The organism is Flavobacterium hungaricum (assembly GCF_015182285.1).
GTDB classification, from domain to species: domain Bacteria; phylum Bacteroidota; class Bacteroidia; order Flavobacteriales; family Flavobacteriaceae; genus Flavobacterium; species Flavobacterium hungaricum.
In genome coordinates, this window is the sequence record NZ_PRDM01000003.1 from 639,376 (window position 1) to 662,589 (window position 23,214).

The following is a 23,214-nucleotide window of genomic DNA, read 5'->3' on the forward strand; positions in this document are numbered from 1 at the left end:
CATTCAAACATGAGAACAACGACTTTAGAGAATGAAAAAATAGAGCAGTTTTTATCCTTAATTCCTTCTTTCCCAAAATCTGTAGAGAGATCTTTCTATGAAGAAGAAAAAATGAAATTGTTTGAGGCTCTCCACGAAAAGGAATTACAGGAAATATGTGGAATGAATAAAGAAGATAGTGTAAGGATTGGTAATATTCGTAAAGAATTAACTGAGATTGTAAAGGAGTTGTTGACTAAAAAGGATTTAGATGATTCTTTTAAAAAGTATTTAGCAATAGAGCAGGAAATTGAAAATTCTTTTTTAGGAAATCAATACATATATGTAAAACAGCGAACATTGACTGTTAAGGCACTCTATTATCATAAAACTGAAAATTTTAACAAAGCACTTCTTTTTACATTAGAAGCTACTGCTCTAATCGAGTATTTGATAAAACAGGGTATCTATACTTTATGCACAAGATGCTTTGAACAAAATAAAAATATATCGAGAATATATTTTGCAAGTAAGCAAATGGAATTAGGTAATAAAACAGCAAATAGTTTACTGCTTTACTTATTTAATGGAGAATATAACGAAGGCTTGTTTGGAAATATATTTAGAAACAATTTCTATTGGAGTAAAAATCCTGATGTAAGAGAGTATTTTGCTCATGAAGCTTTTATAAGTATTGTAGAAAGTACCGTTAAGTCTAATTTGAATAATCATTTGGATTTTTTACCGAATGAATGGAACATAGATCTGAGTTTTGGAATCGACAATCCTGACAGGCAGATAATATCCCATTGGATTTCTGTAAATAAGCATTTAAAAAATGGTAATTACGAGGAATATTTTGATTCATTAAGTTCTTTTTTTCAGCAGTCCTATAATAAACATTATGATATTCTAAAAATAGCTTTGTTGATTGATTTAACCAAACTTGTAATTAAGCTGAATGTTGAGAATAAGGAATTGATTACAGAAAAAATAAATGAATTTTTTAATCATAAAATAAGCTCGCATAAAAGCTTATATAATACTTGGATTTTGAAACAGTCTCTCTACAATCAAGCCAGATTTTCATTAGAGAAAAGTTTTTTCTAAAATACTTAATAAAGAAAACACTTTGTCAGTTTTGAAGTAATATCTGGCAAATTTATACAAAAAAGTAGTTTTATTTTTACATTATAGAAAACAAAATGCTATGGAAGACAAAAAACAGCAAGTTATACAAAAGGTCATTTCTAAAGCTTGGGAAGATATCAAATTTAGAAAAGAATTATTGGAAAACCCTGTAGAAGCGATAGAAAAACTAACAGGTGTTAAAATAGTTTTACCAGAAGGAAAAGAGTTGGTTGTTGTGGACCAAACAGATAAATCTAAAGTATATGTAAATCTGCCTGCAGAGCCTGAAATAGAGAATCTGGAACTGACAGAAGACCAGCTGGAAGCAATTGCAGGAGGAGAGCAAATGATGTGGAAGAATTTAACCGATTCTTTATTTTCTACACTCAAAAATTGTATCAGGTTGTAGAGAATCATTTTTTTAGAGATTGTATTGAACGCAATTTTTTAAAATTGATAAACCCAAAAAGATGTATATCAAATAGTAACATTTAAATATAAACATTAAAAATTTAAAATCATGAGCAAAAAAATTGAATTAACAGACGAGTCAAAAGTAAAAGTTAGAGAAGTTATTCTAAAATCTCTTAATGATGCTTCTTTTAAAGAAAGATTGGTAAAAAATCCTAAAGCAGCAATTGCAGAGCTGTACCCTGATCTTATCGAAAGAGAAACAAGAAACATACTTGTTTTTGATCAGACGGATAAAAATACCATTTATGTAAATGTATCTGCAACACAATATGTTTTGCTTGACGGAGATTCAGACGCAATTGAGTTAACTCAGGAAGATTTAAATTTAGTAGCTGGTGGAGCAGAGCAGGAACTAGCTGTTGAAAGCTGCTACTTTTTATCTTGCTAAGATAAAGATTTAGAATGAAAAATGGTTTCAGTTAATAAAAAAGAGGCTGAGGAGTTCTTTATTTCTTACACTGAAAATAGTATTTCGTTTTAAAGAATTCAATTACTTAAAAAATTGTGCTGAACGCAATTTTTAAAATTGATAAACCAAAAACAATGTACGAGCAGGTACAATAAAAATTAAATATAAACATTAAAAATTTAAAATCATGAGCAAAAAAATTGAATTAACAGACGAGTCAAAAGTAAAAGTTAGAGAAGTGATTCTTAAATCTCTTAATGATGCTTCTTTTAAAGAAAGATTGGTAAAAAATCCTAAAGCAGCAATCGCAGAGCTGTACCCTGATCTTATCGAAAGAGAAACAAGAAACATAGTTGTTTTTGATCAGACAGATAAAAATACCATTTATGTAAATGTATCTGCAACACAATATGTTTTGCTTGACGGAGATTCAGATGCAATTGAGTTAACTCAGGAAGATTTAAATTTAGTAGCTGGTGGAGTAGAGCAGGAGTTAGCTGTTGAAAGCTGCTACTTTTTATCTTGTTAAGATAGAGATTTAGGATGAAAATTTATTTCATTTAAATAAAAGAGGCTGTTTGAAAACTCAAATCAGCCTCTTTTATTTTTAGCCTTGCATTTAAAGTGTTTTAGGAACTGTAATAATTAAATATTTTGATGGAATACAAGATGAAAAATGGAAATATCAAAGACATGCCTTTCCAAGTTGAAGAAAAAACGAATGCTGCTATTTGTTCCTTATATGAAAAAAGTATAATAGAGTTAGTTGCTGTCACCATTGCAAACAATAAGGATTTAATTTTTGAAGATTTTTTTGAGGATTTAAAAAATAATGATTGGAAGAATCTTTGCCAGCTATTTCCTGTTTTAGGCGAGATTTTACCATTGCAAAAAAATAACATACAGAAATTGTATGAAAAAATACTTTATTCTTATAAAAACGATTCTGTTGATTTGTTTAATAATGGTTTGATTAAACATATCGATGAGGAAATTCAAGACATTAAAATTGGGGAGGGTGATTTTCATAATGGTTCATCAACAGCTATAATTGAGTGTGAAGACAATAACTTAGTTTACAAACCTACAAACGGAACCATTTCCTTTCCTTTTTTTCATCTGTTAGATTGGCTGGATCATTCTTTTTCTTTGGGTAACTATAAGTATAACATACTCAATAAAAAACAATACCATTGGCAGGAATTTGTAAAAGAGCAAGCTTGCAGTACCGAAGAAGAAATTAAAAAATATTATGAGAGAGCCGGATACTTATCATGTGTCTTATATCTATTAAACGCCACTGATTTTCATGCGGAAAATATTATCGCTAACGGTGATTCACTTGTTTTTATCGATCATGAAACTATAATACAGCCAAGGATTAATGATAAAGTAAGAAAATCTTTTGGTAATTCTAATTTAGAAAAATATAATGATCCAAGTCAATTAGGGGATTCTATACTTATGTCAGGTTTGCTGCCAAGCAATGATGAAAATTCTTCTTCTTGTGTAATGTGTGGTCTGGGATATTCAAAAAAGACCTATGGCTATTATTTTAAAAAAACAGGAATTAATCAATTCTCTAAAGATTGGAAGCTGATAAACAAGGAAATGAAAGAGGAGTATATTAAAAAAAACATTCCCACTTTAGATGGGAAGAAGGTTTTTATTGATTACTATCAGCAGGAATTTCTTATGGGGTTCGAGGAATGTTATACTCATTTATTGAAACAAAAGTCGTTTTTATTGTCTAAAGATTCTCCTATACAAAAATTCCATAATGTTCCTATAAGACATATCTGGAGACCTACTAATTCATATGGTAGAATTTTAAGATTAATGAGTTTACCGGAAAATTTAAAAAATAAAGAATTGCATCAACAAAAAATAGAGAACTATTTTTCAAATGTTTTCAAATACGTGCCTGTAGAGTCTAATTTACGATTTATCTATAAACATGAAACGGCACAAATGCTACGAGGAGACATTCCTTATTTTGAGGTAAATTCATCTTCCAGAGATTTACATACAGAGTTTGGAGTAATTAAAGATTACTTTGAACTTAGTGCAGTAGAAAATATAGAAAGAAAACTAAATAAGCTGTCATTAGAAGATTTAGAATTTCAAAAAAATATAATTTTAAAAAGTCTCACATAACGTTTTAAAGAACTTAAAAAACGTAGGAATGAGATTGTGCTGCACCGCTGCAATAACGATCAAAGGTCTTTTAGACAGTTTGTTATTGACATGCTTTACTTATTAATTTAGCCGCCTTACTTTTTTATTAATTTTAGTAATACTTCAATATTAGTATAACGCAAAAAAACAAAAACTTACAACTAATTGAATAAGTGTGAGTTGATTTTTTTGTGTTATTTTTTTATTAGAAATAGGACCCATTTTTATTGGTGATTTGTTTATGAAATCTAAGCAGGATTCTCTTCTTAAAAGAATATTTGTTTGTTACCAGAAGTAGTTAAACTTCTTTCAAGATCTATGCTATGGAAAAGTAAGAATTTTAACATTTTTTACACTTTTAGTCTAAAGTCAGACTTTAGAATCGACCTAGATTTGTTACTGTAATATTACAAGAACAAGGAATTCCTGAAAAGCATTTTTTTAATAACACAACAGCTGTTAAAGCTGTTGTTCAAACAAATATTTTCTAAACTAAACCAAAAACACCATGAAAAATTTCTTACTTACTATTGCTGCCATGTTTCTATTAGCTACCTTAAATTCTTGTACTGCTGACGAAATTGAATCTGAAACACCTACAAAAACTCAAAACCAAGCTGACATTGATCCAAATAATCCTGGAAGCATAATCCCGCCAAAAAAAGTTAATCGTTTTACATTTTTAGCATTATATTAAAAAGTTAAAAAATGTATTTTTACACTTATTCTAATTAAGCGCCATTGAAACTATTTACAACAATATTGATTTTTAGTATTTTTTTTATTGGGTGCAAGCGTAAAGATGAAAATTTTTACGCTTCGAACACTAGTAGGTTAGATTCGTTGATTTCAATTTCGACAGACAAAAATAAATCTAAAGAAGAAAGACTGGAAAAGGCTTTATCAGCCTCTCAAATGATTCAAAAAAATGACACTTTAGTGATGTCTTCTGATTATTATTTTCTATTGGCTGATTCATTTTTACAACTTGGAGAACGTGAAAAATGTCTTCATTTATTGCAAAACTTGTATAAAAAGTCAATTTTGGTAAAAGATAACGAAGGCATTCAAAATGCAAGCTATAGTATTGCGGTTGTTTATAATAAAGAAACGCAATATGATTCGGCCTATTATTACTTTACAAAATCAGAAAAAGCCCTTTTAAAAAATAATAATGAAAACTTATTGGGTAATGTAAAAATATGGAAAGCAGAAATATTATCTTTTAAAAATGATTATGTAGGGGCTGAAAAACTGGCAGTTGAAGCCTTAAAATTTGGTCTTGAAAAGAAGAATAATTTGTTGATTTACAATTGTTATCTCACGTTAGGAAGTACACTAGTCGGTATGAATAATTACGAGAAAGCTATAGATTATTACCACAAAGCTATTGAAGTTTCTGAAAAATTAAAATCAAATCCAAATTATTTGTCTTACAAGTGCCAGCCCTACAATCATATTGCTAATATCTATGTAAAAAACAAAAATTATGAAAAAGCTATTTCATTTGCAAAACAAGGTTTAGCTGTAGCAGATTTCAAAAAAGTAGACCCGCCATTATATTGTTATCTGACGAATAAGCTTGCTTATTCTAAATTTAAACTCGGTAACAAATCGTCATTAAAACAATTTAAAGAAACTTTAAAAATTGGCGATCAAATAAATAATATTCCTGTACAGATTACCTCAAAAATTTACTTAGGCGAATATTATTTAAGTAAAAAAGATACTTTAAGAGCCAGATACTTCTTAAATGATGCACAACTGCAGGCACATAAAAATAATTTTTTCGAAGACGAACGCACGATCCTTAATTTATTAGCTCTTGCATACCCGCAGGAAAAATTCTTTTATACTAATAAATACATTCATCTTAACGATAGTCTGCAGGATGTAGAACGTACTTCTCGTAATAAATATGCCCGTATAGAATTTGAAACCGACCAAATAATTCAGGAGATGAAAATGGTCGAGAATAGAAAGAATGAAATTTCAAAACAATTCATATTATATGCTATTATGAGTTTACTGGTTTTGATATTGTTGTTGATTATTTTATATCATAAAAACAAAAATATCAAACTTGAAAAATTGTTCCGTAAACAAGAACAGGCTCTAAACGATTCGCAGATTTATAATTTGATGCTTTCCAATCAACAAAAAATGGAAGAAGGCAAGCTTATCGAAAAGCAACGCATCTCCAGAGAACTGCACGACGGTATCATTGGAAAATTGTCGGCAATACGAATGAATTTATATGAAATAAAATATAATCAATCACCCGAATCTTTAAAAAAACATTTGGCATATATTGCTGAGATGAAAAACATCGAGGAAGAAATCCGTAATTTGACGCACGAATTAAATACAAATGTTTTTTCTGGATCTGACGATTTTGAAACAACAATAAAAGCATTGTTTACAGAATTAAACCAGAATCCAATTACTGAAATAAGTGTAGAAATTGATCAGAGAATAGACTGGTCTTTGGTCGATATAAATGTAAAAATGAATCTTTACAGGATTTTTCAGGAAGCATTACAAAATATCAATAAATATGCTGATGCTTGTGTAATAACAATTGCAATTGCTAAAAGTGAAACAGGTATCAGTATTCAAATTGCAGATAATGGTAAAGGTTTTGATGCAGCGCAAACCAAAAAAGGAATTGGATTGAAGAATATGGATCATCGTGCGATGGAACTTAAAGGCCAATTTTCTGTAGAATCTAAACTAAATATAGGTACGAAAATAAATTTGTCAATTCCGATAGAATTCAATAGTTTTGAGTTTTAAAGACAAATGATAAGAAAAATACTAATAGTTGAAGATCATCCTTCAATGATTACAGGATACCAAACGATACTCTCTCATAATAAGTTAGGGCATGAGTTAGAGTTTTATTCTGCAAACAATTGTAAAGATGCTTACGATTGTATTTCAAATGAAACCAAACCCATTTCTTTTGATTTGGTAATGCTGGATTATAGTCTGCCAGCTTTTCCTGAAAAGGAGATTTTTAATGGCGGTGATTTAGCAATTTTAGTTCACAAATATATTCCTGGTGCAAAAACATTAATTATTACTTCGCATTTTGAAAGTGTTATTTTGTACAATATCTATCAAAAAACTCAGGTCAACGGAATTCTGGTAAAAACTGATTTTGATGATGAGGAATTGCTGCTGGCTTATGAAAAAATCATGAGCGATGAAAACTACTTCAGTAAAACGGCTAAAAAAGCCAAAACCGAACGCTTGTTAGCAGAGGGGCATTTTGATTCTCTTGATCGTCAAATCATAACACTAATTTCTAAAGGATGTCAAATCAAGACCATCGCAAACACTATAAAAGTTTCAGAAGACACCGTTAAAAAACGCAAAAGTAAAATAAAGGATATTTTGGGTATTGATAAGGGTAACGACGAAGACATTTTGCGTGAGTGTCGATTATTACAAATGATTTAGAAATAAATGATATACTTGTTTTTTTAATGCCTGCATTGAGCAAGAAAACGCTTGGTTTTCATTATACTATACTGCATAAAAAACAAATGGCTTTGAGGCCGTGTTTAGCTATTTTTACTTTCAACTTTAGATAGATTTTATAAACGTAATCGGATTATGATGCAAAATCATTTTCCGACAGTTATTCGTTTCTCCCATACTTCTCTTAAACATTTAAAAAATTATCCAAATAACTTCAACGATCACAACAAATTGGAGTTAATACGCGATTTGATTTATTGCAGGATATTCGGTTTTATTTTCAATTACCTCACTTATTGCAGCCACTGGTTACTTATCGCTTTTTAACTTTTTTTACACTTTAAGTGTAAAACCACACAAAACCCTTAGCCTAAATTTGAAATATCAAGCTGCTCCAGATAGTATTAGTGATTAAAATTTTGGAGTTTAGAAAAGCCAAGAAGACAGCGTGATTATAAAGTAATAAAATCACATAATCTGCTTTATGAAGCTGTATTTGGAACGGCTGCAGGCTGGATACAAACAGCTGTCTTGTTTGAAAAAAATAAAAGTCAAACGCCTTGAATTTCCTAACGACTTATAAATACTCGATTCTTGAAAATTAGTAATCAATAGAATTAATTACCATTACAAATCATGAATACAACAGTAAAAAGAAATGCAATAGATTGGTCTTCACCGGATATTTTAAATCATTTATTCTTGCATATAAAGACTCCATTAGATTCTATAATTACCGCTAGTACTCCAAGTGCAGCCGGAAATGAGATTAAAAATGAAATCATTCTTTCCAGCAGTAAAGAAATCAATGATATTATAGAAGAAATACTGAAAGAGATTAAATCTAAATCGGTAAGCTTAACGATACAAAGCAGGCCAGATATTTTTGATATTTATGCATCCAATAAGAATGTTCAGGAGCTGTGCTCGAAAAAGATAAATCCAGAAAAAGTTACAAAAAAAGACCAGAATTGGTTAATCAACTTAGAAAAAGAAATCTACAATTCTATTTCTAAGAACGACTTGGATCTTAGTGATCTGTCTTATAAGATGGCTGTTAGCGAAAGGCAGCTTCATAGAAAAATTGCAAGTTTAGTTTACTTAACCCCTAATAAGTACATACGCATATTAAGGCTGCATAAAGCAAAGCAGCTTATCGACAATTATGATCAGGATTCCATTTCGCAGGTTTCTTATTCTGTTGGCTACAATGATTCCCATTATTTTTCAAAATTGTTTAGCAATCAATATGATATATCGCCCAAAGAATTAATAAACTCATTACTCTAAAGAGTATTGATCAGGATTCAGAAAAAAGCTGGAAGTTTTTTTTGATATGATTTTACAACATTAAAACAACGTAATTAATAACCATAACCCTAAAAATATATATTATGAAACGAGTGCTTTTTTTCCTAGGCCAATTAAATGACAGAGATTTAGAATGGATGGTCCTTAATGGCCAAAAAATAGAATTAAAAATTGGAGATACGCTAATCCAAAAAGGAAACTATGTCGATAATTTATACATTTTATTATCGGGTCAATTGTCAATTTATTCAGATTCAATTGAAGGCAAAGAAATTGCACTTTTAGGAGCAGGAGAAGTTATAGGCGAAATGTCTTTCTTAGAATCCAGACCTCCTTCAGTTTCGGTTATTTCAAAAGATACCTCTGTCGTTTATAAAATATCCCGAAATGCAATAGAAACAAGACTTTCTTCAAATCCAGATTTCAAAGCCAATTTTTATTATTCATTGGCATTGTTCCTTTCTAATAGGCTGAGAAAAACAACAGATCAATTAGGATATGGGATTGTTGAAGAAGAGGATTTAATTGATGCTAAAGTGTTGGATGTAGTTGCTCAGGCAGGTTCACGTTTCGGGCAGATATTAAATAGGTTTTCCGAGGTTAAGTTAAGTGCTAATTGTTAAGGTTCAGATATGAGGAATTCCCTTTTGCTTTATATTTTATTGGCTGTTGGTAATATGTTATATGGTCAGTCTAAAATTAAGTGTGACTTAATAGAGGTGTCTAGTATTGCATTTAATAAAAATCCAACTATAAAAAGCGCTAATTTCTCTATCCAAAATGCCGAAGGTAATTTTCAAATACAAAAAAGTGTATTTGATTTTAGATTAAATTCTGAAGTTGTATATCAAAATGAAAGATATAATCTTTTTGATGCTGATTCCAGAAATAAGTATCTCGATAAAGTCCTGAAAAATAATTCATTTTATGTTTTAGCTGGTTTAGAAAAAACATTGCGCACAGGACAAATAGTAGATTTAAGTTTAAAATATAATTACAACAATAATAATTATCCTTATAACTCCTTTGCTCAATATGTTGGTGCTTATTATGGTAATCATACCAGTGAAGTTAATCTTACATTAACCCAGCCTCTTTTAAGAGGAAGAGGAAGTAAGGTAGCTACAGCGTTAGAAGAAGCATCTGTTTTTTATATTAATAAAAGTAAATATGAGTATGAATTTGCAAATTCTTATCAGATTCAGCAAATAGGTATTGCTTATTGGAATTACTACACTGCCTATAAGAGCCTGTCAATTTATATTGAAAATGAAAATAGGGTAAGAGAAGTACTAAATATGACTCTTGAACTTGTAAAAGCAGATAAAAAGCCAGCAAGTGATTTAGCTCAGGTCAATGCCGATTTAAGTAATCAGGAGAGGTTAACTGCTGTTGCAAAACAAGATTTGTATAATTCAAGATTAAATTTAGGAAGAGTTATTGGTCTAACAGATGAAGAAAGCCAAAGATTGGATATTCCTATTAATGACTTTCCAACAGTCATAGAATCTGGATATGATGATGCTATTGATAAAAACGCACTTATTAAGATTGCAAAAGATAAAAGAAGTGACGCAAAGGCAATTGAAGAAGAATACAAAGCAATAGAACTTCGGTATCTGCAGGCAGCAAACAACCTAAAACCGCAGTTGAATTTGGCAGCATTTGCTTTTTATGGAAGTGCAAGCGTTGGAAACGGTATTGATAAATCTTGGACTTCTCTTGTTAATAATGAAGGCCAGGATGTTGGAGCTGGGGCTAAACTAACATTTTCTTTTCCATTGAATAACAATCTGGCAAAAGGAAATTATTCTATAAATAAAATCGCTTTAGAAAATCAGTCCGTGATAATTGAAAACACTCACAGAAATATCGAACTGAATATTGATATCGCACTTAATAATTTGAAAAACAGTATTATAGTTCTTGAGAAATCAAGAGAATCTTTTAAATCTTATCAAGATGCTTTTAATAGTGAGCAGATAAAGTTTCAATCAGGATTGACTACTCTTTTAAATTTAATCTTATTTCAGGAAAGACTAACTTCTTCAGAATTAGATAATTTAAACGCACAGGAACAATTTTCAAATGCAATCCTGGCTCTTAGACACGAAACAGGAACGCTTATTTCTAAAGAAGATCTTGGTTTTAAAATTACTCAAAATGCATTTTATACTATTCCTAAAATAGAAAATTAAAATATATAGATTATGTCAGCACCTTTTTTTAGAAAATCAGCATTAGAGAAACTTTCTACCCCAGAAAAATTAGATCAATTAATCAAGGTCACTGGCACAAAAGCTTGGATCGCTCTATCCACAATTATAGTTGCGATTTTTACTGCGTTAATATGGTCATTTATCGGTACAGTTAAAACAAAATTAGACGTTGTTGGGGTTGTATTAGGCGGAGACGTTCATGAGGTAGTTGCTACAGCGCAAGGACAATTGGTAGAGTTAAAAGTGGCTATAGGCAATAAAGTCAAAAAAGGAGATATCATCGCAACCATACAACAGCCAGAATTATTTCAACAAATCGAAGATGCAAAAGTTGTATTGTCAGATAGAAAATTTGAAATGGAAAAGCTAATGTCTTATGGAAATCAAGGTGCTCAATTACAACGTAAAATGATTAGTCAGTCACGTGTAAGTGTTACAGGCGAAATTGAATCACAAAAAAAGAAGATCATATTTCTGAATAATCAATTAGAATCAGAGAACGTACTTCTTGAAAAAAGTTTAATAACAAAATCGCAGATTGCAGGCACAAAAGAACAGATTGAGGCTGCTAAAAATACAATCGAAAGATTAAAAGAACAAATCGTAGAAACATCCAGACAGCAAAATGATTTAGGATTTGATATTCAGCAAAAAGTGACATTACAAAACCAAAGAATAGCTGAAGCTCAAAGAAATCTCCAGTTTTTAAGTGAAAAATATGATACTCAAAGAAATATTAAAAGTCCGTATAGCGGAGAAGTAGTTGAGGTTTTAACTGATGCCGGAATTGTAGTATCAGCAGGATCTCCATTATTTAAACTTAAGAATACCATTAAGACAGCGCAGTCACAACTAAAAGGAATTCTTTATATCCCTTCTAAAGATGGGAAAAAAATTAAAAAAGGAATGGAAGCTCTTATTGTACCATCGACTGTACAACCCGAAGAATATGGTTTTATAAAGGGAAAAGTAACTTATGTGTCTGATTTTCCGATAACAGAACGAGGGATGTTAACCTCCGTTAAAAATGATCAGCTTGCGAAACAGCTTTTAGTGGGCGGTCCTTTATTTGAAGTTTATGTCGATTTTGAAAAGGATCCTGTATCGTATAGTGGTTACAAATGGACTTCTGCTAAAGGGCCGGATATTTTTCTTAAAGAAGGAACATCCTGTTTGGGTAAAATTACTGTCAAACGTGAGCCTCCTGTAACATTAGTTGTTCCCGCATTTAAGAAGTTTTTTGACCTATATTGATCTATTAAGATGAAAAATAACATAAACTTACTTGTAAAAAAACAAGCAAAACCTGTTAGAGTGCCAACTGTTCTACAGATGGAAAGCGTTGAATGCGGTGCTGCAGCTTTAAGTATTATTTTAGGGTATTTTGGCAAGTTTGTTCCATTAGAAAAATTGAGAATAGCTTGCGGGGTATCACGAGATGGATTGAAAGCTACTAATATCGTAAAAGCAGCTAAAGAGTTTGGATTGGAAGCAAAAGGATTTTCTAAATCTATTGAAAAACTTATGCAGATGGAAACTCCAGCGATTATTTTCTGGAATTTTAATCATTTTCTAGTCTTAGAGGGATTTACAAAAAAGAGGGTCTATCTTAGTGATCCAGCACAAGGAAGGTATTATGTGAGTCATAAAGAATTTGACGATTGTTATACAGGCGTAGTTTTAACCTTTACTCCTTCAAAAGAGTTTGAAAAAGGAAATCATAAAAAAGGATTACTATCGTCTTTAATTTCAAGAATTGCTAATTCTAAATCAAGTATAATTTACATTATTATAGCAAGTTTATTTTTAGTAATTCCTGGTTTAGTAATTCCTTCGTTCCTTAAAATATTTATAGATAAATATTTAATTAATAATTTTTCAGGTTTTGTAATGCCCCTTTTACTCATTATGAGTTTGCTTTTAATAGTTAATGCTTCTTTAGTTTATCTCCAGCAATACTTTTTGCTAAAATTAGAAACAAAACTTGCATTGGTAACTTCCAGTAAATTTCTTTGGCATGTTTTTCATTTACCAATTGCTTTTTTTACTCAAAGATACAGCGGCGAAATAGGTAATAGAGTCTCATTAAATGATAAAGTAGCAAAACTCTTAAGCGGGGATTTGGCAAACGCTGCATTAAATGTAATTGTTGTTGTTTTTTATGCAATTTTAATGTTCTCTTATGATGTTACTCTGACTTTAATCGGTGTTTTTATGGCGGCATTAAATGTTGCTGCTTTAAGATATGTTTCAACAGCCAGAAAAGATGTAAGTAGAAGATTAGGTAATGAAACAGGAAAATTGTTAGGCACTACTACCTCGGGAATTAGTATGATTGAAACATTAAAATCTTCTGGCAGAGAAAATGATTTTTTTACTAATTGGATAGGATACTTAGCTAAAGTAGTGAATTCTCAACAAGAGTTTGGATGGTTAACGGTAAGGCTTAATATACTTCCAAATCTAATTTTATCGTTAACAAATGCTTTAATATTAGGAATAGGTGCACTAAGGATAATAGAAGGAGAAATGACCTTAGGAGCTTTAGTTGCTTTTACTTATTTAATGAATAATTTTATTACACCTGTAAACCAACTTGTCTCAGCAGGAGCCATGCTGCACGAAACAGAAAGTGATATGGCACGCATTGATGATGTATTGAACTACGAAATTGACAAACAATTTACAAATACTGCGGATGAAAATATCCAAAACACAGATAGTCAAATTATTAATAACAAATTGATTGGATACTTCGAAATGAAGAATGTGACTTTTGGCTATAGCCGCACGATGCCTCCATTAATAGAAAACTTTGATTTAAAATTAAAACCCGGAAGCAGAGTGGCATTGGTTGGCGGTTCTGGAAGTGGAAAGTCAACTGTTGCAAAAATAGCTTCAGGGCTTTATGATCCATGGCAAGGAGATATCTTGCTTGATAATAAAAACAGAAAGTACATACCCAGACATATCATAACAGACTCATTGGCCGTGATAGATCAGGAGGTTTTAGTTTTTAATGGTACTATTAAAGAAAATATTTCTTTTTGGGATGCCATGATTCCTGAAAAAAACATTATAAACTCGGCAAGAGATGCTGATATTCATGATGTTATTGCTGCTAGAAATGATGGATATGATAGTTCAGTATTAGAAGGTGGTTCGAACTTCAGTGGGGGACAACGTCAGCGAATTGAAATTGCAAGAGCTTTGGTTTGTAATCCTACAATTTTAATTATGGATGAAGCTACCAGTGCATTAGATCCTTCCACAGAAAAAATTGTCATGGATAATATTAAGAAAAGAGGATGTACTTGCTTAATTGTTGCCCATAGATTAAGCACGATAATAGACTGTGATGAGATAATTGTAATGGAGTTTGGTAAAATCGTAGAAAGAGGCTCTCATAAAAAATTATTAAAACTAAATGGTGTTTATGCAAAATTGATTGAAACAAAATAAAAGTTAAGATATGGCAACGAAGGAAAAAATATATATAGGAGTTGAAGAACCATTGATACTTAATGATACAGACAAATTTTGGATGTTAGTTTCGGGAGAAGTAAATGTATTTTACGTGAGAGTTGATGAAACGGGAGAATATTTATGCGCGTTAAAATATCTTTATTCTGCCAAAAAAGGAGATTTGTTATTTAGTTTACTTTCTCCTGATTGTAAGAATGATATCCGTTTAGTTGTTTTTTCAAATGAAGCTAATTTATTAGCGATAAACAAACACGAACTCATTAATATTGATCATTTCTTTCTGACAAGTATGATTGATAAATGGATAGTAAAAACTTCAGTTAAGATTAATTCGAGTACTATTCCAAAAGCTTACAATACGTTAGATAGCTATAATAGTTTTATTTTAAATCGAAATGCAATTGCATATCCCTCTCAAGGAATAAATTGGGTAAATTTAATTCAAGGACAACTTTCTGTTTTTGCAGAACAGGAAGCTGTTAACTTTGACGATTCACTTAAATTTTCAATTCCTGTCTGCAATAAATTATGGATTAAATCAGTATCTGAATTTTCTGAGATTAAATTACTGAGTACCAGAGAAGTCTTAGAAGATGAAATTAATTTTTTAATTTCTTTAGAAAAAGTACAAGCTTATTTTTACAAGCAGCTTTGCAAAAGTATTGAGATCAATAGTTTGCTGGAAGATAATACCCTTAATGACAAATTAATGTATCAGGAAGAAGTATTAGAAAATACTTTAGAGAAAATAAAATCTATAGTTACTGGTACTAAAAAAAAAATAAATCACTTCACCAATAAGAAAAAGCAAAGCATACTTTATTTAACATGTCAATTAATTGGGGAACATGCTGGCTTTAAATTTGAAGAACCAAAACATTTTGAATCAGAAGTAAATAACACAAACAATCTTTTATATGCCATTGCTCAAAGTTCTAAAGTAAGAGTACGAAAAGTTATTTTGAGAGATGTATGGTGGAAAGACGAAAATGGACATTTATTAGCATTTTTAAAAGAGTTTAATGAGCCGGTTGCTCTTATACAGAAAAATTCTACAACGTATATAATCAAAAATCTTTCAACTGGAACCGCAGTTGTTGTTGATAATGAAATAGCAGCATCTTTGGAACCTGTAGGTTATATGTTTTTTTCTGGATTTGATATAAAAATGGATTCTATAAAAAAAGTGTTAAGTTTTGCTATGAATGGTGTAAAAAAAGATGCCAAACTATTATTAGCAGCCTCTTTAGCCGGAAGTCTCATAGGTTTGTTAATTCCCATATTGTCAGGGATGATATATGATGATGTAATACCAACTGCAGATAAATCCATACACTTAGAAATCTTTACGATTATGATAATTATAGCCTTGGTATCGGCCGGACTGCAGCTTACCCAAGGAGTTTTACAAATGAGAGTAGAGTCAAAATCAAGCATCAATTTACAAGCTGGAGTGATGGATTATATACTTCGTTTACCTGTAACTTTTTACAAAAAATATACTGCTGGTGATCTCACAAATAGAGTTTTAAGTATTAACGCAATTAGGCAGACCCTTTCTAATACACTTATGACAGTAGTACTTAGCGGGGCGTTCTCATTTGTTAACTTATTACTTCTGTTTTATTATGATTCGAGTTTAGCATGGGTGGGAGCTGGGCTTGCTTTACTTGCTGTTGCTTTTATGATTTTAATGGGCTGGCTTAAATTGAAATATGATCGGGAGGTGTCTAAGTGCGAAGGTGAAATTCAGGGGTTACTTTTCGAATTTTTATCTGGAATTAGTAAAATACGAGTAAGCGGAGGAGAAAAAAGAATTTTTTCTTTATGGGGAGACAAGTTTTCGAAATTAAAAAAGTTAGGATTTAGTTCAGGGAGTTATCAAAATTTTGTAGAAGTTTTTAATAGCTCTTATCCTCTTTTTACCAGTATATTATTTTTTTCATTTATATATTATACGGTTTTAAATTCACCAAATTCCAGAGTTTTATCGGTAGGATCATTTATGGCTTTTATTATTTCCTTTAATAAATTTTTAAATGATAGTTTGAGATTAAGTATGGCATTTATTACCTCACTGAATGTTATTCCGCTGTATGAGAGAGTAAAGCCAATTTTAGAAGAAGAGCCAGAGTCTATAAAAGACAGTATTGATCCGGGAGAATTAATGGGCGAGATAGAATTGAATTCAATATCTTTTAGGTATTATGCAGATCAGCCGCTCATCTTAAAAAATGTCACGTTTAAAATAAAACCAGGTGAAATGGTTGCTTTTGTAGGAGCGTCTGGCTCTGGTAAATCAACTATTATGAGGCTTCTTTTAGGTTTTGAAACCCCTGAGTTAGGTTCTGTTTTTTATGATGGTAATACATTTGATGCGATGAATAAAGAACTTACACGTAGGCAGATAGGCGTAGTCCTGCAAAATGGAGCGCTTATGTCAGGCAGTATTTATCAAAATATTGTTGGTAATTCAGAATTAACATTAGAAGACGCTTGGGAGGCGGCACGAATGGCTGGTATGGAAGAGGATATAAAGAATATGCCAATGGAAATGCATACATATATTAGTGAAGGAGCAGGTACATTCTCAGGCGGGCAAAGACAAAGATTAATGATTGCCAGAGCAATTGTTCATAAACCCAGATTGTTATTTATGGATGAGGCCACAAGTGCTCTTGATAATAAGACCCAAAATATTGTTGCTGAAAGTTTAGACAAACTTCAGGCTACCCGCATAGTTATTGCGCATAGGTTGAGTACAATAAAAAATGCCGACCGAATTTTTGTTTTAGATAAAGGAGAAATCAAAGAATCTGGAACTTATGAGGAGCTGATTCAAAAGGAAGGCCTGTTTACAGAACTTTCTAAACGTCAAACTGCCTAGCAATGATAAATCAAGCCTCTACCTTAAAAAAAGAACAACTTCTCATTAATCCTGATCGTTCTGATGAACTCCAAAAATATCTGTTAAATAATTTTAGATCAAAAAAAACACTATCGCTTTTCGAAGGCGAAACAGGTATTAAATACTGGGAAGATTTTGCAGGACAAAGTACTAAGGATAAATTAGTATTTGATGAATTAAAAAAATGTTATCCTCAATTGAACTTTCCGGTTGAACCAGAGATCGACAAAAAAGAAGAGTATAAAGATTTAGTTTTGAGAGGGAAGACACAAAATACAAAGCTTCCTTTTTTATTAAAATTAAACGATTACAAAAATATAACCTTAAGAATTGGAGAAAGTATAGCAGGTAAAATACCTATAATAACAGTTCCAGATAAAGATGACTTTATAGCAATCTTACAATGTCTATTGTATAAAAATAATCCTAAACATATTCCGAATTCGATGGGCGCAGTATTGATTAATGGATTAAATAATTGGCAAAAAATAGCTGTCTTAAAAAATGATTGGTCAGCAGCGAATATTGCAGGAAATTGGGCAGAGGAATTTTATAGGAATGTTTTACCAAATTATAGTTTATATCAAGACAAGTTAATTGTTATAAGTACAAAACCGTATAGTAATGTATCGGCAAGGCAATTGGGGTTGAATGAAAGTTTATGGTTATCCTATTCCATTTCGATAAGAATACAACACGAATTTGCACACCTGTACACTCTTAAAAAATTTGGGACAGCATCAAATAATCTGCACGATGAGTTAATCGCAGATTACATAGGAATTGTAAAGACTATTGGTCAATACAATAAATCATGGATGTTGATATTCATGGGACTTGAAAACTATCCAGACTACAGGCAAGGAGCGAGGTTAGAAAATTATATATCAGACAATAAATTATCAAAAGAAGACTTTAACCAGTTGATTAAAATAATAAAAATGGCTATTGAAAACATTTCAATATTTCATGAATCTCAAGGAAATTTACAATCAGATATAGATCTAATGTGTAGAATAGATGCCCTGTGCGAAACAAGTCTCGAAGAATTATCAGCTGCAAATGGAGCTTCTTTACTTATTGATAATTATAATAAAGGCTGGAAAAGCAAGCAATATGATATGTATTAAACATCTCTGCCTGATTTGGGGAATAAATAAAAATGACATACAAAAGCGGTGTGTCAAAATGATGGCTTTAGGATTTCATAATCGAACAAACCTTGCCAGTCAATTTAAAGGACGATAATAATAAAAAAATAAACTAAAAATGACTTTCATTAAAACAATTTCTACATTTTCAATTACACTTCTAATCGTAACAACAACTTTTGGACAAAAAGCTAAAAATAAAACTAAAATTTTATTAATCGGGACTATTCATTTCGAAACACCTCATTTGGATGAGTTTGAATTAAAGGCAGACGATTTTTTAAGTTCTAAAAGACAGCTGGAACTGGAAGAATTGACTGGAGTTTTAAAGCGAACAAATGCCGATAAAGTGATGATAGAAAAACCATTTGATCAACAAAAGTTAATTGACAGTTTGTATAATGCGTACTTGCAAAAAAGTTATAAATTAACAGTTTCTGAGCGAGAACAAATCGGTTTTAGATTAGCTGAAAAATTGAATTTAAAGCATATAAACTGCATAGATGTTGTTTCTTATAGAATGAAACATGATAGTTTACTTGGTGTAACTGCTAAAGAAAAAAATCAAGTATATTTATTAAAAGAATTAAGTACTGATGCAAAAAAAATATTACTTGAAATAGATAATGTGTTAAAACGAAATTCAATAACAGAAGTTATAAAATACATAAACAAGGAGGAACTTTTGCAAAGAAATTTATCGCTCTATTTAAAATATCTGGCAAAAGTTGGAGCAGGAGAAAATTATATTGGTGCTGAATCAGTTTCTGATTGGTATTTAAGGAACATAGCGATTTACTCCAATATAATGAATCAAATAAGCGCAAATGACAAATACGTTATATTAATATTTGGTCAAGGGCATATTCCTATACTAAAACACCTAATACAAAATAATGACGATTTTGAACTCGTTGAAGTAAATAGTGTACTAAAATAAACTGTCATGGCAGAGAATATGCTATTTGTGTTTTAAAGATCTATTTTAGACTTTTTAGTGCTGGATTTTTTTTATCAGCACGAGAGAATTATTAAAAGCTATCTTAAGCTTTAGTTAGTTAGTTAGTTAGTTAGTTAGTTAGTTAGTTAGTTAGTTAGTTAGTTAGTTAGTTAGTTAGTTAGTTAGTTAGTTAGTTAGTTAGTTGTCGTTTTTTTCTTTTCTGTCGACTGTTTTTATTGTGGAAGATTTTTCTATTGTGGTTTTGGCCAGTGAGGGGGACGCTGGTTGAGGAGTTTGGTTCTTCTAAAAGTTTCGAACCTAACTTGATAGAGCTTGATTTTGCTGGATTTCTATTTTTAAAAAACTTCATGCACCACGATGCTGCCACAAAACTTAGATGGGTGAATTATCTTTTATTTATTTAGTTAGTTAATTTTTGTTCTTTTGATTGTTATAATTTTTGAAATTTTTCTTAGTATGATTTGACCGTTGATCGGGGGGGATGGAAGAGGGATGTTGATTTAAATTTTGGATCATATAAAACTTTCTTTTTTTTTTGAATTTGTTTTTTATTTGTTTGATCTTCCTCTCTCTTTTTCTGTGAGATTTTTTAGTTTTGTTTTGGATGCTGTGAACTAAGATGGTTAGGTTTAATTATTCAAGAAAATGGTCATGCTATGTATTTGCATACACTTCAAGACAGTTTTTGTTTTTCTTTTTGTCAGCCTGATTCTGCCTTTTATCTGACGGGTCTTAAAAGATCATTAAACAAATTATGATATGAAGAATAAAGTAAATTTATTATTGTTAATCTTGCTGGTTATATCTTGTACCAGTCCGACTCCAAAAACAACAATTGAGCGCATTCAAGTAAGGGTGTTTAACTTTGTAGGTGGCCATAACCAAATCTTTGCATCAAAGAAAATTTCAATTGAACATAACAGAAAAAATAGTGATATATGAGTCAGACAGGCACTTCGATACGATCAGGTTTATAGACGGCAAATTTATTTTAAAAATAAACTTTTAACAATAATTGATCAAAAGAACATCGCAAGTAAAGGTGAATCAATAAAAGTTTATAAATGTTTGTATAATGATACGAGGGATTTTAGATCGGATATGCATTTGTGTTTAAATAGAAAAGCAGGGCTTCTTTTTTTTGAGAATTTATTTACAGGTGCAATTATGGTTTGAGACAAGCAAGTATGGAAGTATTCACAAAGAAATAGCTTTAAAGAGAGTTGGTTTTAAAGATGGGCTTTTTGAACTAGAGTATGAAAAAAGAGATTACATTGAAATTAATCCAAATTAATTATCTCTAAAGAAATAATGTGAGTTTTTCAAAATGGTTCTGTCGAATCTATGACTAAGTTTTATCTTTGATTTTTCAAAACCTGCAGGCAATGTATTTTAAATTAAGATTTACACTTAGCTATCGTGACGTTGAAGAAATAATGAAAATTAGAGGAGTGCTTGTGATTCATGCCACAATCCAACGGTGGTTTTATAAATTTTCGCCTTTCATTCAATCAGTGATAAAGAAGAGAAAGGTCAAAGTGGGGCAAGCTGGAGATTTGATGAAACTTGTATAAAAGTAAAAGGTATTTGCTGTTATTTGTATAGGGCAGTGCATAAATCAGGTAATACAGTTGACTTTCTTGTGACTAGAAAAAGACAGAGAATGAGCGCTCAGTCTTTTCTAATTAAAGCAATCCAAATAACTGCAGGCTACCAGTAATAAACATTGATAAAAGTGGTTCTAATACTGCCGCTATCAAGATCTATAACAAGCGTTCGTTCTCAAAGATTAAAATCCGACAGTTTAAATATCTCAACGATATTATCGAACAAGATTATCGTTTTATCAAGTGGCACATACAAAACGGATTAGGTTTTAAAAGTTTTGAATCGGCAAGACGAACATTGAGTGGAATTGAAGTTGTTCATATGGTGAGAAAAAATCAGATGGTTAGATCAGAGATAACTATGTTTGAATCATTCTGTAAATTGGCAATTTAATTTTAAAATTACTTAAATTCTTATATTTGATTCTGACAGATCCGATATAACCAAATATCTTTATTAATCAATAATTTTAAACAAAATGCTAATTTGCAAAAAAACATTTTGTTTAAATCTTGTCAATTCGATCTTTATTAATTATTCTAATAATAGATAAATCATCAGTTGGTTTTAATCCAAATTCATTTTGTAATATTTTTAATTTTAGACTTAGCATCCCGTCTTTTTCATAATTTGTCTCGTCTATTGTCAAAAAATCAATTACATTTATCTCATCAGTTCTTTTATTTGACATAACCTTCTCAAAAGAAAATATTCCATCTGTAGAAATACTTATGTCTATTATATTATTAAATTCTATTTTTTGTTTTTGTGAATTATAAAATGTTTCAAAATCTTCTGATAAATGAAATCCTAAATAGTCAGGTTTGTTATCTTGCTCATACTCTATAATCGCTCCATTAATATTGACCAAACCATCTCCTATTGTAATAACAATGCCATGCGTATCTTTTTTGTCAAATAAAATTATGATTAATGTGGTTAACAATTCTTTTGTATCAATCATCAATTGATTTTTTACAATTTTAAGTTCATTTAATAAATTCCTTAAAATTGATTTTAAGTTTTCTTCTATATTTAATGATTCATTGTTATAGTCAATAAATTCCTTATAGCCTTTTTCTAAGCATATTTTCTTAAGAATTTTACCAATTAAAACTGAAGCAAAATGACTTTCTAATGCATTTGTACAACCATCCATTACTGCACAAAGAATTTTATTTTTCCCATATTCTCCTATATAAAAGTGATCTTCGCAATTGTTTTCATGATATTCCCCAATCTGTATAGCTGAATATATTTTCATTTTATCTTTTTTATTTCTTCATAAATATTTTCCATGTTTTAGATTTTATAAACTTTATCCACCAAATTAGATATATTATTAATATGATAGTTCTGTATGCCCGAAATTAATACTAATTCTTGATTTCTTGGGTATAGAGATGTGAATATATTTTTGTCGAGGTTGTTTTAAAGTTTAAAAAGAGAAGCCTGCAAAAAAATTAACTTTCCAGGCTTCTAGAGTATTCTATAAATAGTATGAATGATTTAAATAACTCTATATGTCTTGTATGTACGTCCCATAATAATCAACCAAGCTAAAGTCCCCTGATCTATAAGTTTAGCTAATTCATCTTCTATATTATCCATACTATAATTTAACTTACTGTATTCTGGGTGAGTTCTAATAAATTCTGAAAATTTCCAAAGTGTAAAATTTATTTCATTATCTTTAAAAATTGAGATATTATATTCGTAAATGATCCCATTATTCTCAGCAGTACATCCAGTTCCATGAAACCAATAATTTATTCCATTAATAAAGCCTTTTCGATCAAAAAGAGATCCCGCTATTTCGCAAGGATTTCTTTTTGTGTTGTATTTAATTTTTAAAGAATTTTCAAAATATCTTATAAAGTTAATATATTGATTTAAAATATTTTCCATGTAAT

21 protein-coding genes are annotated in these 23,214 nt (G+C 30.5%); 19 read left to right on the forward strand and 2 right to left on the reverse strand.

The window, feature by feature from the left end:
* Positions 1-9 precede the first annotated feature (9 nt).
* The 19 genes from C4F50_RS15845 (at position 10) to C4F50_RS25905 (ending at position 21,694) form a co-directional block, all read left to right on the forward strand.
* A complete protein-coding gene (locus C4F50_RS15845; RefSeq protein ID WP_194139616.1) occupies positions 10-1,089 on the forward strand; it encodes a hypothetical protein in 1,080 nt (359 codons plus the stop codon).
* Between the two features lie 100 nt (positions 1,090-1,189).
* The gene (locus C4F50_RS15850; protein WP_194139617.1) at positions 1,190-1,519 is read left to right on the forward strand and encodes an NHLP leader peptide family RiPP precursor; all 330 of its coding nucleotides are present in this window, start codon (positions 1,190-1,192) and stop codon (positions 1,517-1,519) included.
* Positions 1,520-1,630: 111 nt separating this feature from the next.
* Positions 1,631-1,972 carry a hypothetical protein gene (locus tag C4F50_RS15855; RefSeq protein WP_194139618.1) on the forward strand — a complete coding sequence of 114 codons (342 nt, stop codon included), beginning with the start codon at positions 1,631-1,633 and terminating at the stop codon, positions 1,970-1,972.
* A 208-nt stretch (positions 1,973-2,180) separates the two neighbouring features.
* Positions 2,181-2,522 (forward strand): hypothetical protein, encoded by a 342-nt coding sequence (locus tag C4F50_RS15860; RefSeq protein ID WP_194139619.1) that lies wholly within the window; start codon positions 2,181-2,183, stop codon positions 2,520-2,522.
* Positions 2,523-2,662: 140 nt separating this feature from the next.
* Positions 2,663-4,150 carry a type 2 lanthipeptide synthetase LanM gene (lanM, locus tag C4F50_RS15865; protein ID WP_228012050.1) on the forward strand — a complete coding sequence of 496 codons (1,488 nt, stop codon included), beginning with the start codon at positions 2,663-2,665 and terminating at the stop codon, positions 4,148-4,150.
* 529 nt (positions 4,151-4,679) lie between these two features.
* A complete protein-coding gene (locus C4F50_RS15870) occupies positions 4,680-4,868 on the forward strand; it encodes a hypothetical protein (RefSeq protein WP_194139621.1) in 189 nt (62 codons plus the stop codon).
* A gap of 218 nt (positions 4,869-5,086) precedes the next feature.
* Entirely contained in the window at positions 5,087-6,967 is a 1,881-nt protein-coding gene (locus C4F50_RS15875) for a tetratricopeptide repeat-containing sensor histidine kinase (protein WP_194139622.1), read from the forward strand.
* Positions 6,968-6,973: 6 nt separating this feature from the next.
* Positions 6,974-7,636 (forward strand): response regulator, encoded by a 663-nt coding sequence (locus tag C4F50_RS15880; RefSeq protein ID WP_194139623.1) that lies wholly within the window; start codon positions 6,974-6,976, stop codon positions 7,634-7,636.
* Positions 7,637-8,293: 657 nt separating this feature from the next.
* Positions 8,294-8,947 (forward strand): helix-turn-helix transcriptional regulator, encoded by a 654-nt coding sequence (locus C4F50_RS15885; RefSeq protein ID WP_194139624.1) that lies wholly within the window; start codon positions 8,294-8,296, stop codon positions 8,945-8,947.
* 104 nt (positions 8,948-9,051) lie between these two features.
* A complete protein-coding gene (locus C4F50_RS15890; RefSeq protein ID WP_194139625.1) occupies positions 9,052-9,591 on the forward strand; it encodes a cyclic nucleotide-binding domain-containing protein in 540 nt (179 codons plus the stop codon).
* 24 nt (positions 9,592-9,615) lie between these two features.
* Positions 9,616-11,166, forward strand: coding sequence for a TolC family protein (locus C4F50_RS15895; protein WP_194139626.1), 1,551 nt, complete (start codon positions 9,616-9,618; stop codon positions 11,164-11,166).
* Positions 11,167-11,178: 12 nt separating this feature from the next.
* A complete protein-coding gene (locus C4F50_RS15900; RefSeq protein ID WP_194139627.1) occupies positions 11,179-12,441 on the forward strand; it encodes an NHLP bacteriocin system secretion protein in 1,263 nt (420 codons plus the stop codon).
* A gap of 9 nt (positions 12,442-12,450) precedes the next feature.
* The gene (locus C4F50_RS15905; RefSeq protein ID WP_194139628.1) at positions 12,451-14,649 is read left to right on the forward strand and encodes an NHLP family bacteriocin export ABC transporter peptidase/permease/ATPase subunit; all 2,199 of its coding nucleotides are present in this window, start codon (positions 12,451-12,453) and stop codon (positions 14,647-14,649) included.
* Between the two features lie 10 nt (positions 14,650-14,659).
* On the forward strand, positions 14,660-17,560 hold the full coding sequence (locus C4F50_RS15910; RefSeq protein ID WP_194139629.1) for an NHLP bacteriocin export ABC transporter permease/ATPase subunit: 2,901 nt from the start codon (positions 14,660-14,662) through the stop codon (positions 17,558-17,560).
* A gap of 2 nt (positions 17,561-17,562) precedes the next feature.
* Positions 17,563-18,711, forward strand: a complete 1,149-nt coding sequence (locus tag C4F50_RS15915; protein WP_194139630.1) for a DUF7005 family protein — start codon at positions 17,563-17,565, stop codon at positions 18,709-18,711.
* Positions 18,712-18,850: 139 nt separating this feature from the next.
* A complete protein-coding gene (locus C4F50_RS15920; protein ID WP_194139631.1) occupies positions 18,851-19,672 on the forward strand; it encodes a DUF5694 domain-containing protein in 822 nt (273 codons plus the stop codon).
* 1,406 nt (positions 19,673-21,078) lie between these two features.
* Positions 21,079-21,267 carry a hypothetical protein gene (locus C4F50_RS25685; RefSeq protein WP_228012051.1) on the forward strand — a complete coding sequence of 63 codons (189 nt, stop codon included), beginning with the start codon at positions 21,079-21,081 and terminating at the stop codon, positions 21,265-21,267.
* A 23-nt stretch (positions 21,268-21,290) separates the two neighbouring features.
* Positions 21,291-21,413: a DDE-type integrase/transposase/recombinase gene (locus C4F50_RS25900; RefSeq protein WP_431357478.1), complete on the forward strand. Its 123-nt coding sequence runs from the start codon at positions 21,291-21,293 to the stop codon at positions 21,411-21,413.
* A gap of 5 nt (positions 21,414-21,418) precedes the next feature.
* Entirely contained in the window at positions 21,419-21,694 is a 276-nt protein-coding gene (locus C4F50_RS25905; protein WP_431357479.1) for a DDE-type integrase/transposase/recombinase, read from the forward strand.
* Positions 21,695-21,806: 112 nt separating this feature from the next.
* Here the strand turns inward: C4F50_RS25905 and C4F50_RS15930 are convergent, their stop codons facing one another.
* The gene (locus C4F50_RS15930) at positions 21,807-22,565 is read right to left on the reverse strand and encodes a protein phosphatase 2C domain-containing protein (RefSeq protein WP_194139632.1); all 759 of its coding nucleotides are present in this window, start codon (positions 22,563-22,565) and stop codon (positions 21,807-21,809) included.
* 245 nt (positions 22,566-22,810) lie between these two features.
* The gene (locus tag C4F50_RS15935) at positions 22,811-23,209 is read right to left on the reverse strand and encodes a DUF6896 domain-containing protein (protein ID WP_194139633.1); all 399 of its coding nucleotides are present in this window, start codon (positions 23,207-23,209) and stop codon (positions 22,811-22,813) included.
* Positions 23,210-23,214 lie beyond the last annotated feature (5 nt).

Excerpts from the sequence above, each read along its gene's own strand:
- C4F50_RS15860 (WP_194139619.1), top strand. The coding sequence starts at position 2,181 with ATGAGCAAAAAAATTGAATTAACAGACGAGTCAAAAGTAAAAGTTAGA.
- C4F50_RS15905 (WP_194139628.1), top strand. The coding sequence starts at position 12,451 with ATGAAAAATAACATAAACTTACTTGTAAAAAAACAAGCAAAACCTGTT.
- C4F50_RS15935 (WP_194139633.1), bottom strand. The coding sequence starts at position 23,209 with ATGGAAAATATTTTAAATCAATATATTAACTTTATAAGATATTTTGAA.
- C4F50_RS15885 (WP_194139624.1), top strand. The coding sequence starts at position 8,294 with ATGAATACAACAGTAAAAAGAAATGCAATAGATTGGTCTTCACCGGAT.
- C4F50_RS15900 (WP_194139627.1), top strand. The coding sequence starts at position 11,179 with ATGTCAGCACCTTTTTTTAGAAAATCAGCATTAGAGAAACTTTCTACC.
- C4F50_RS15850 (WP_194139617.1), top strand. The coding sequence starts at position 1,190 with ATGGAAGACAAAAAACAGCAAGTTATACAAAAGGTCATTTCTAAAGCT.
- C4F50_RS15890 (WP_194139625.1), top strand. The coding sequence starts at position 9,052 with ATGAAACGAGTGCTTTTTTTCCTAGGCCAATTAAATGACAGAGATTTA.
- C4F50_RS15880 (WP_194139623.1), top strand. The coding sequence starts at position 6,974 with ATGATAAGAAAAATACTAATAGTTGAAGATCATCCTTCAATGATTACA.
- C4F50_RS15910 (WP_194139629.1), top strand. The coding sequence starts at position 14,660 with ATGGCAACGAAGGAAAAAATATATATAGGAGTTGAAGAACCATTGATA.
- C4F50_RS15870 (WP_194139621.1), top strand. The coding sequence starts at position 4,680 with ATGAAAAATTTCTTACTTACTATTGCTGCCATGTTTCTATTAGCTACC.
- C4F50_RS15845 (WP_194139616.1), top strand. The coding sequence starts at position 10 with ATGAGAACAACGACTTTAGAGAATGAAAAAATAGAGCAGTTTTTATCC.
- C4F50_RS15920 (WP_194139631.1), top strand. The coding sequence starts at position 18,851 with ATGACTTTCATTAAAACAATTTCTACATTTTCAATTACACTTCTAATC.
- lanM (WP_228012050.1), top strand. The coding sequence starts at position 2,663 with ATGAAAAATGGAAATATCAAAGACATGCCTTTCCAAGTTGAAGAAAAA.
- C4F50_RS15875 (WP_194139622.1), top strand. The coding sequence starts at position 5,087 with ATGATTCAAAAAAATGACACTTTAGTGATGTCTTCTGATTATTATTTT.
- C4F50_RS15915 (WP_194139630.1), top strand. The coding sequence starts at position 17,563 with ATGATAAATCAAGCCTCTACCTTAAAAAAAGAACAACTTCTCATTAAT.
- C4F50_RS15855 (WP_194139618.1), top strand. The coding sequence starts at position 1,631 with ATGAGCAAAAAAATTGAATTAACAGACGAGTCAAAAGTAAAAGTTAGA.
- C4F50_RS15930 (WP_194139632.1), bottom strand. The coding sequence starts at position 22,565 with ATGAAAATATATTCAGCTATACAGATTGGGGAATATCATGAAAACAAT.
- C4F50_RS25685 (WP_228012051.1), top strand. The coding sequence starts at position 21,079 with ATGTATTTTAAATTAAGATTTACACTTAGCTATCGTGACGTTGAAGAA.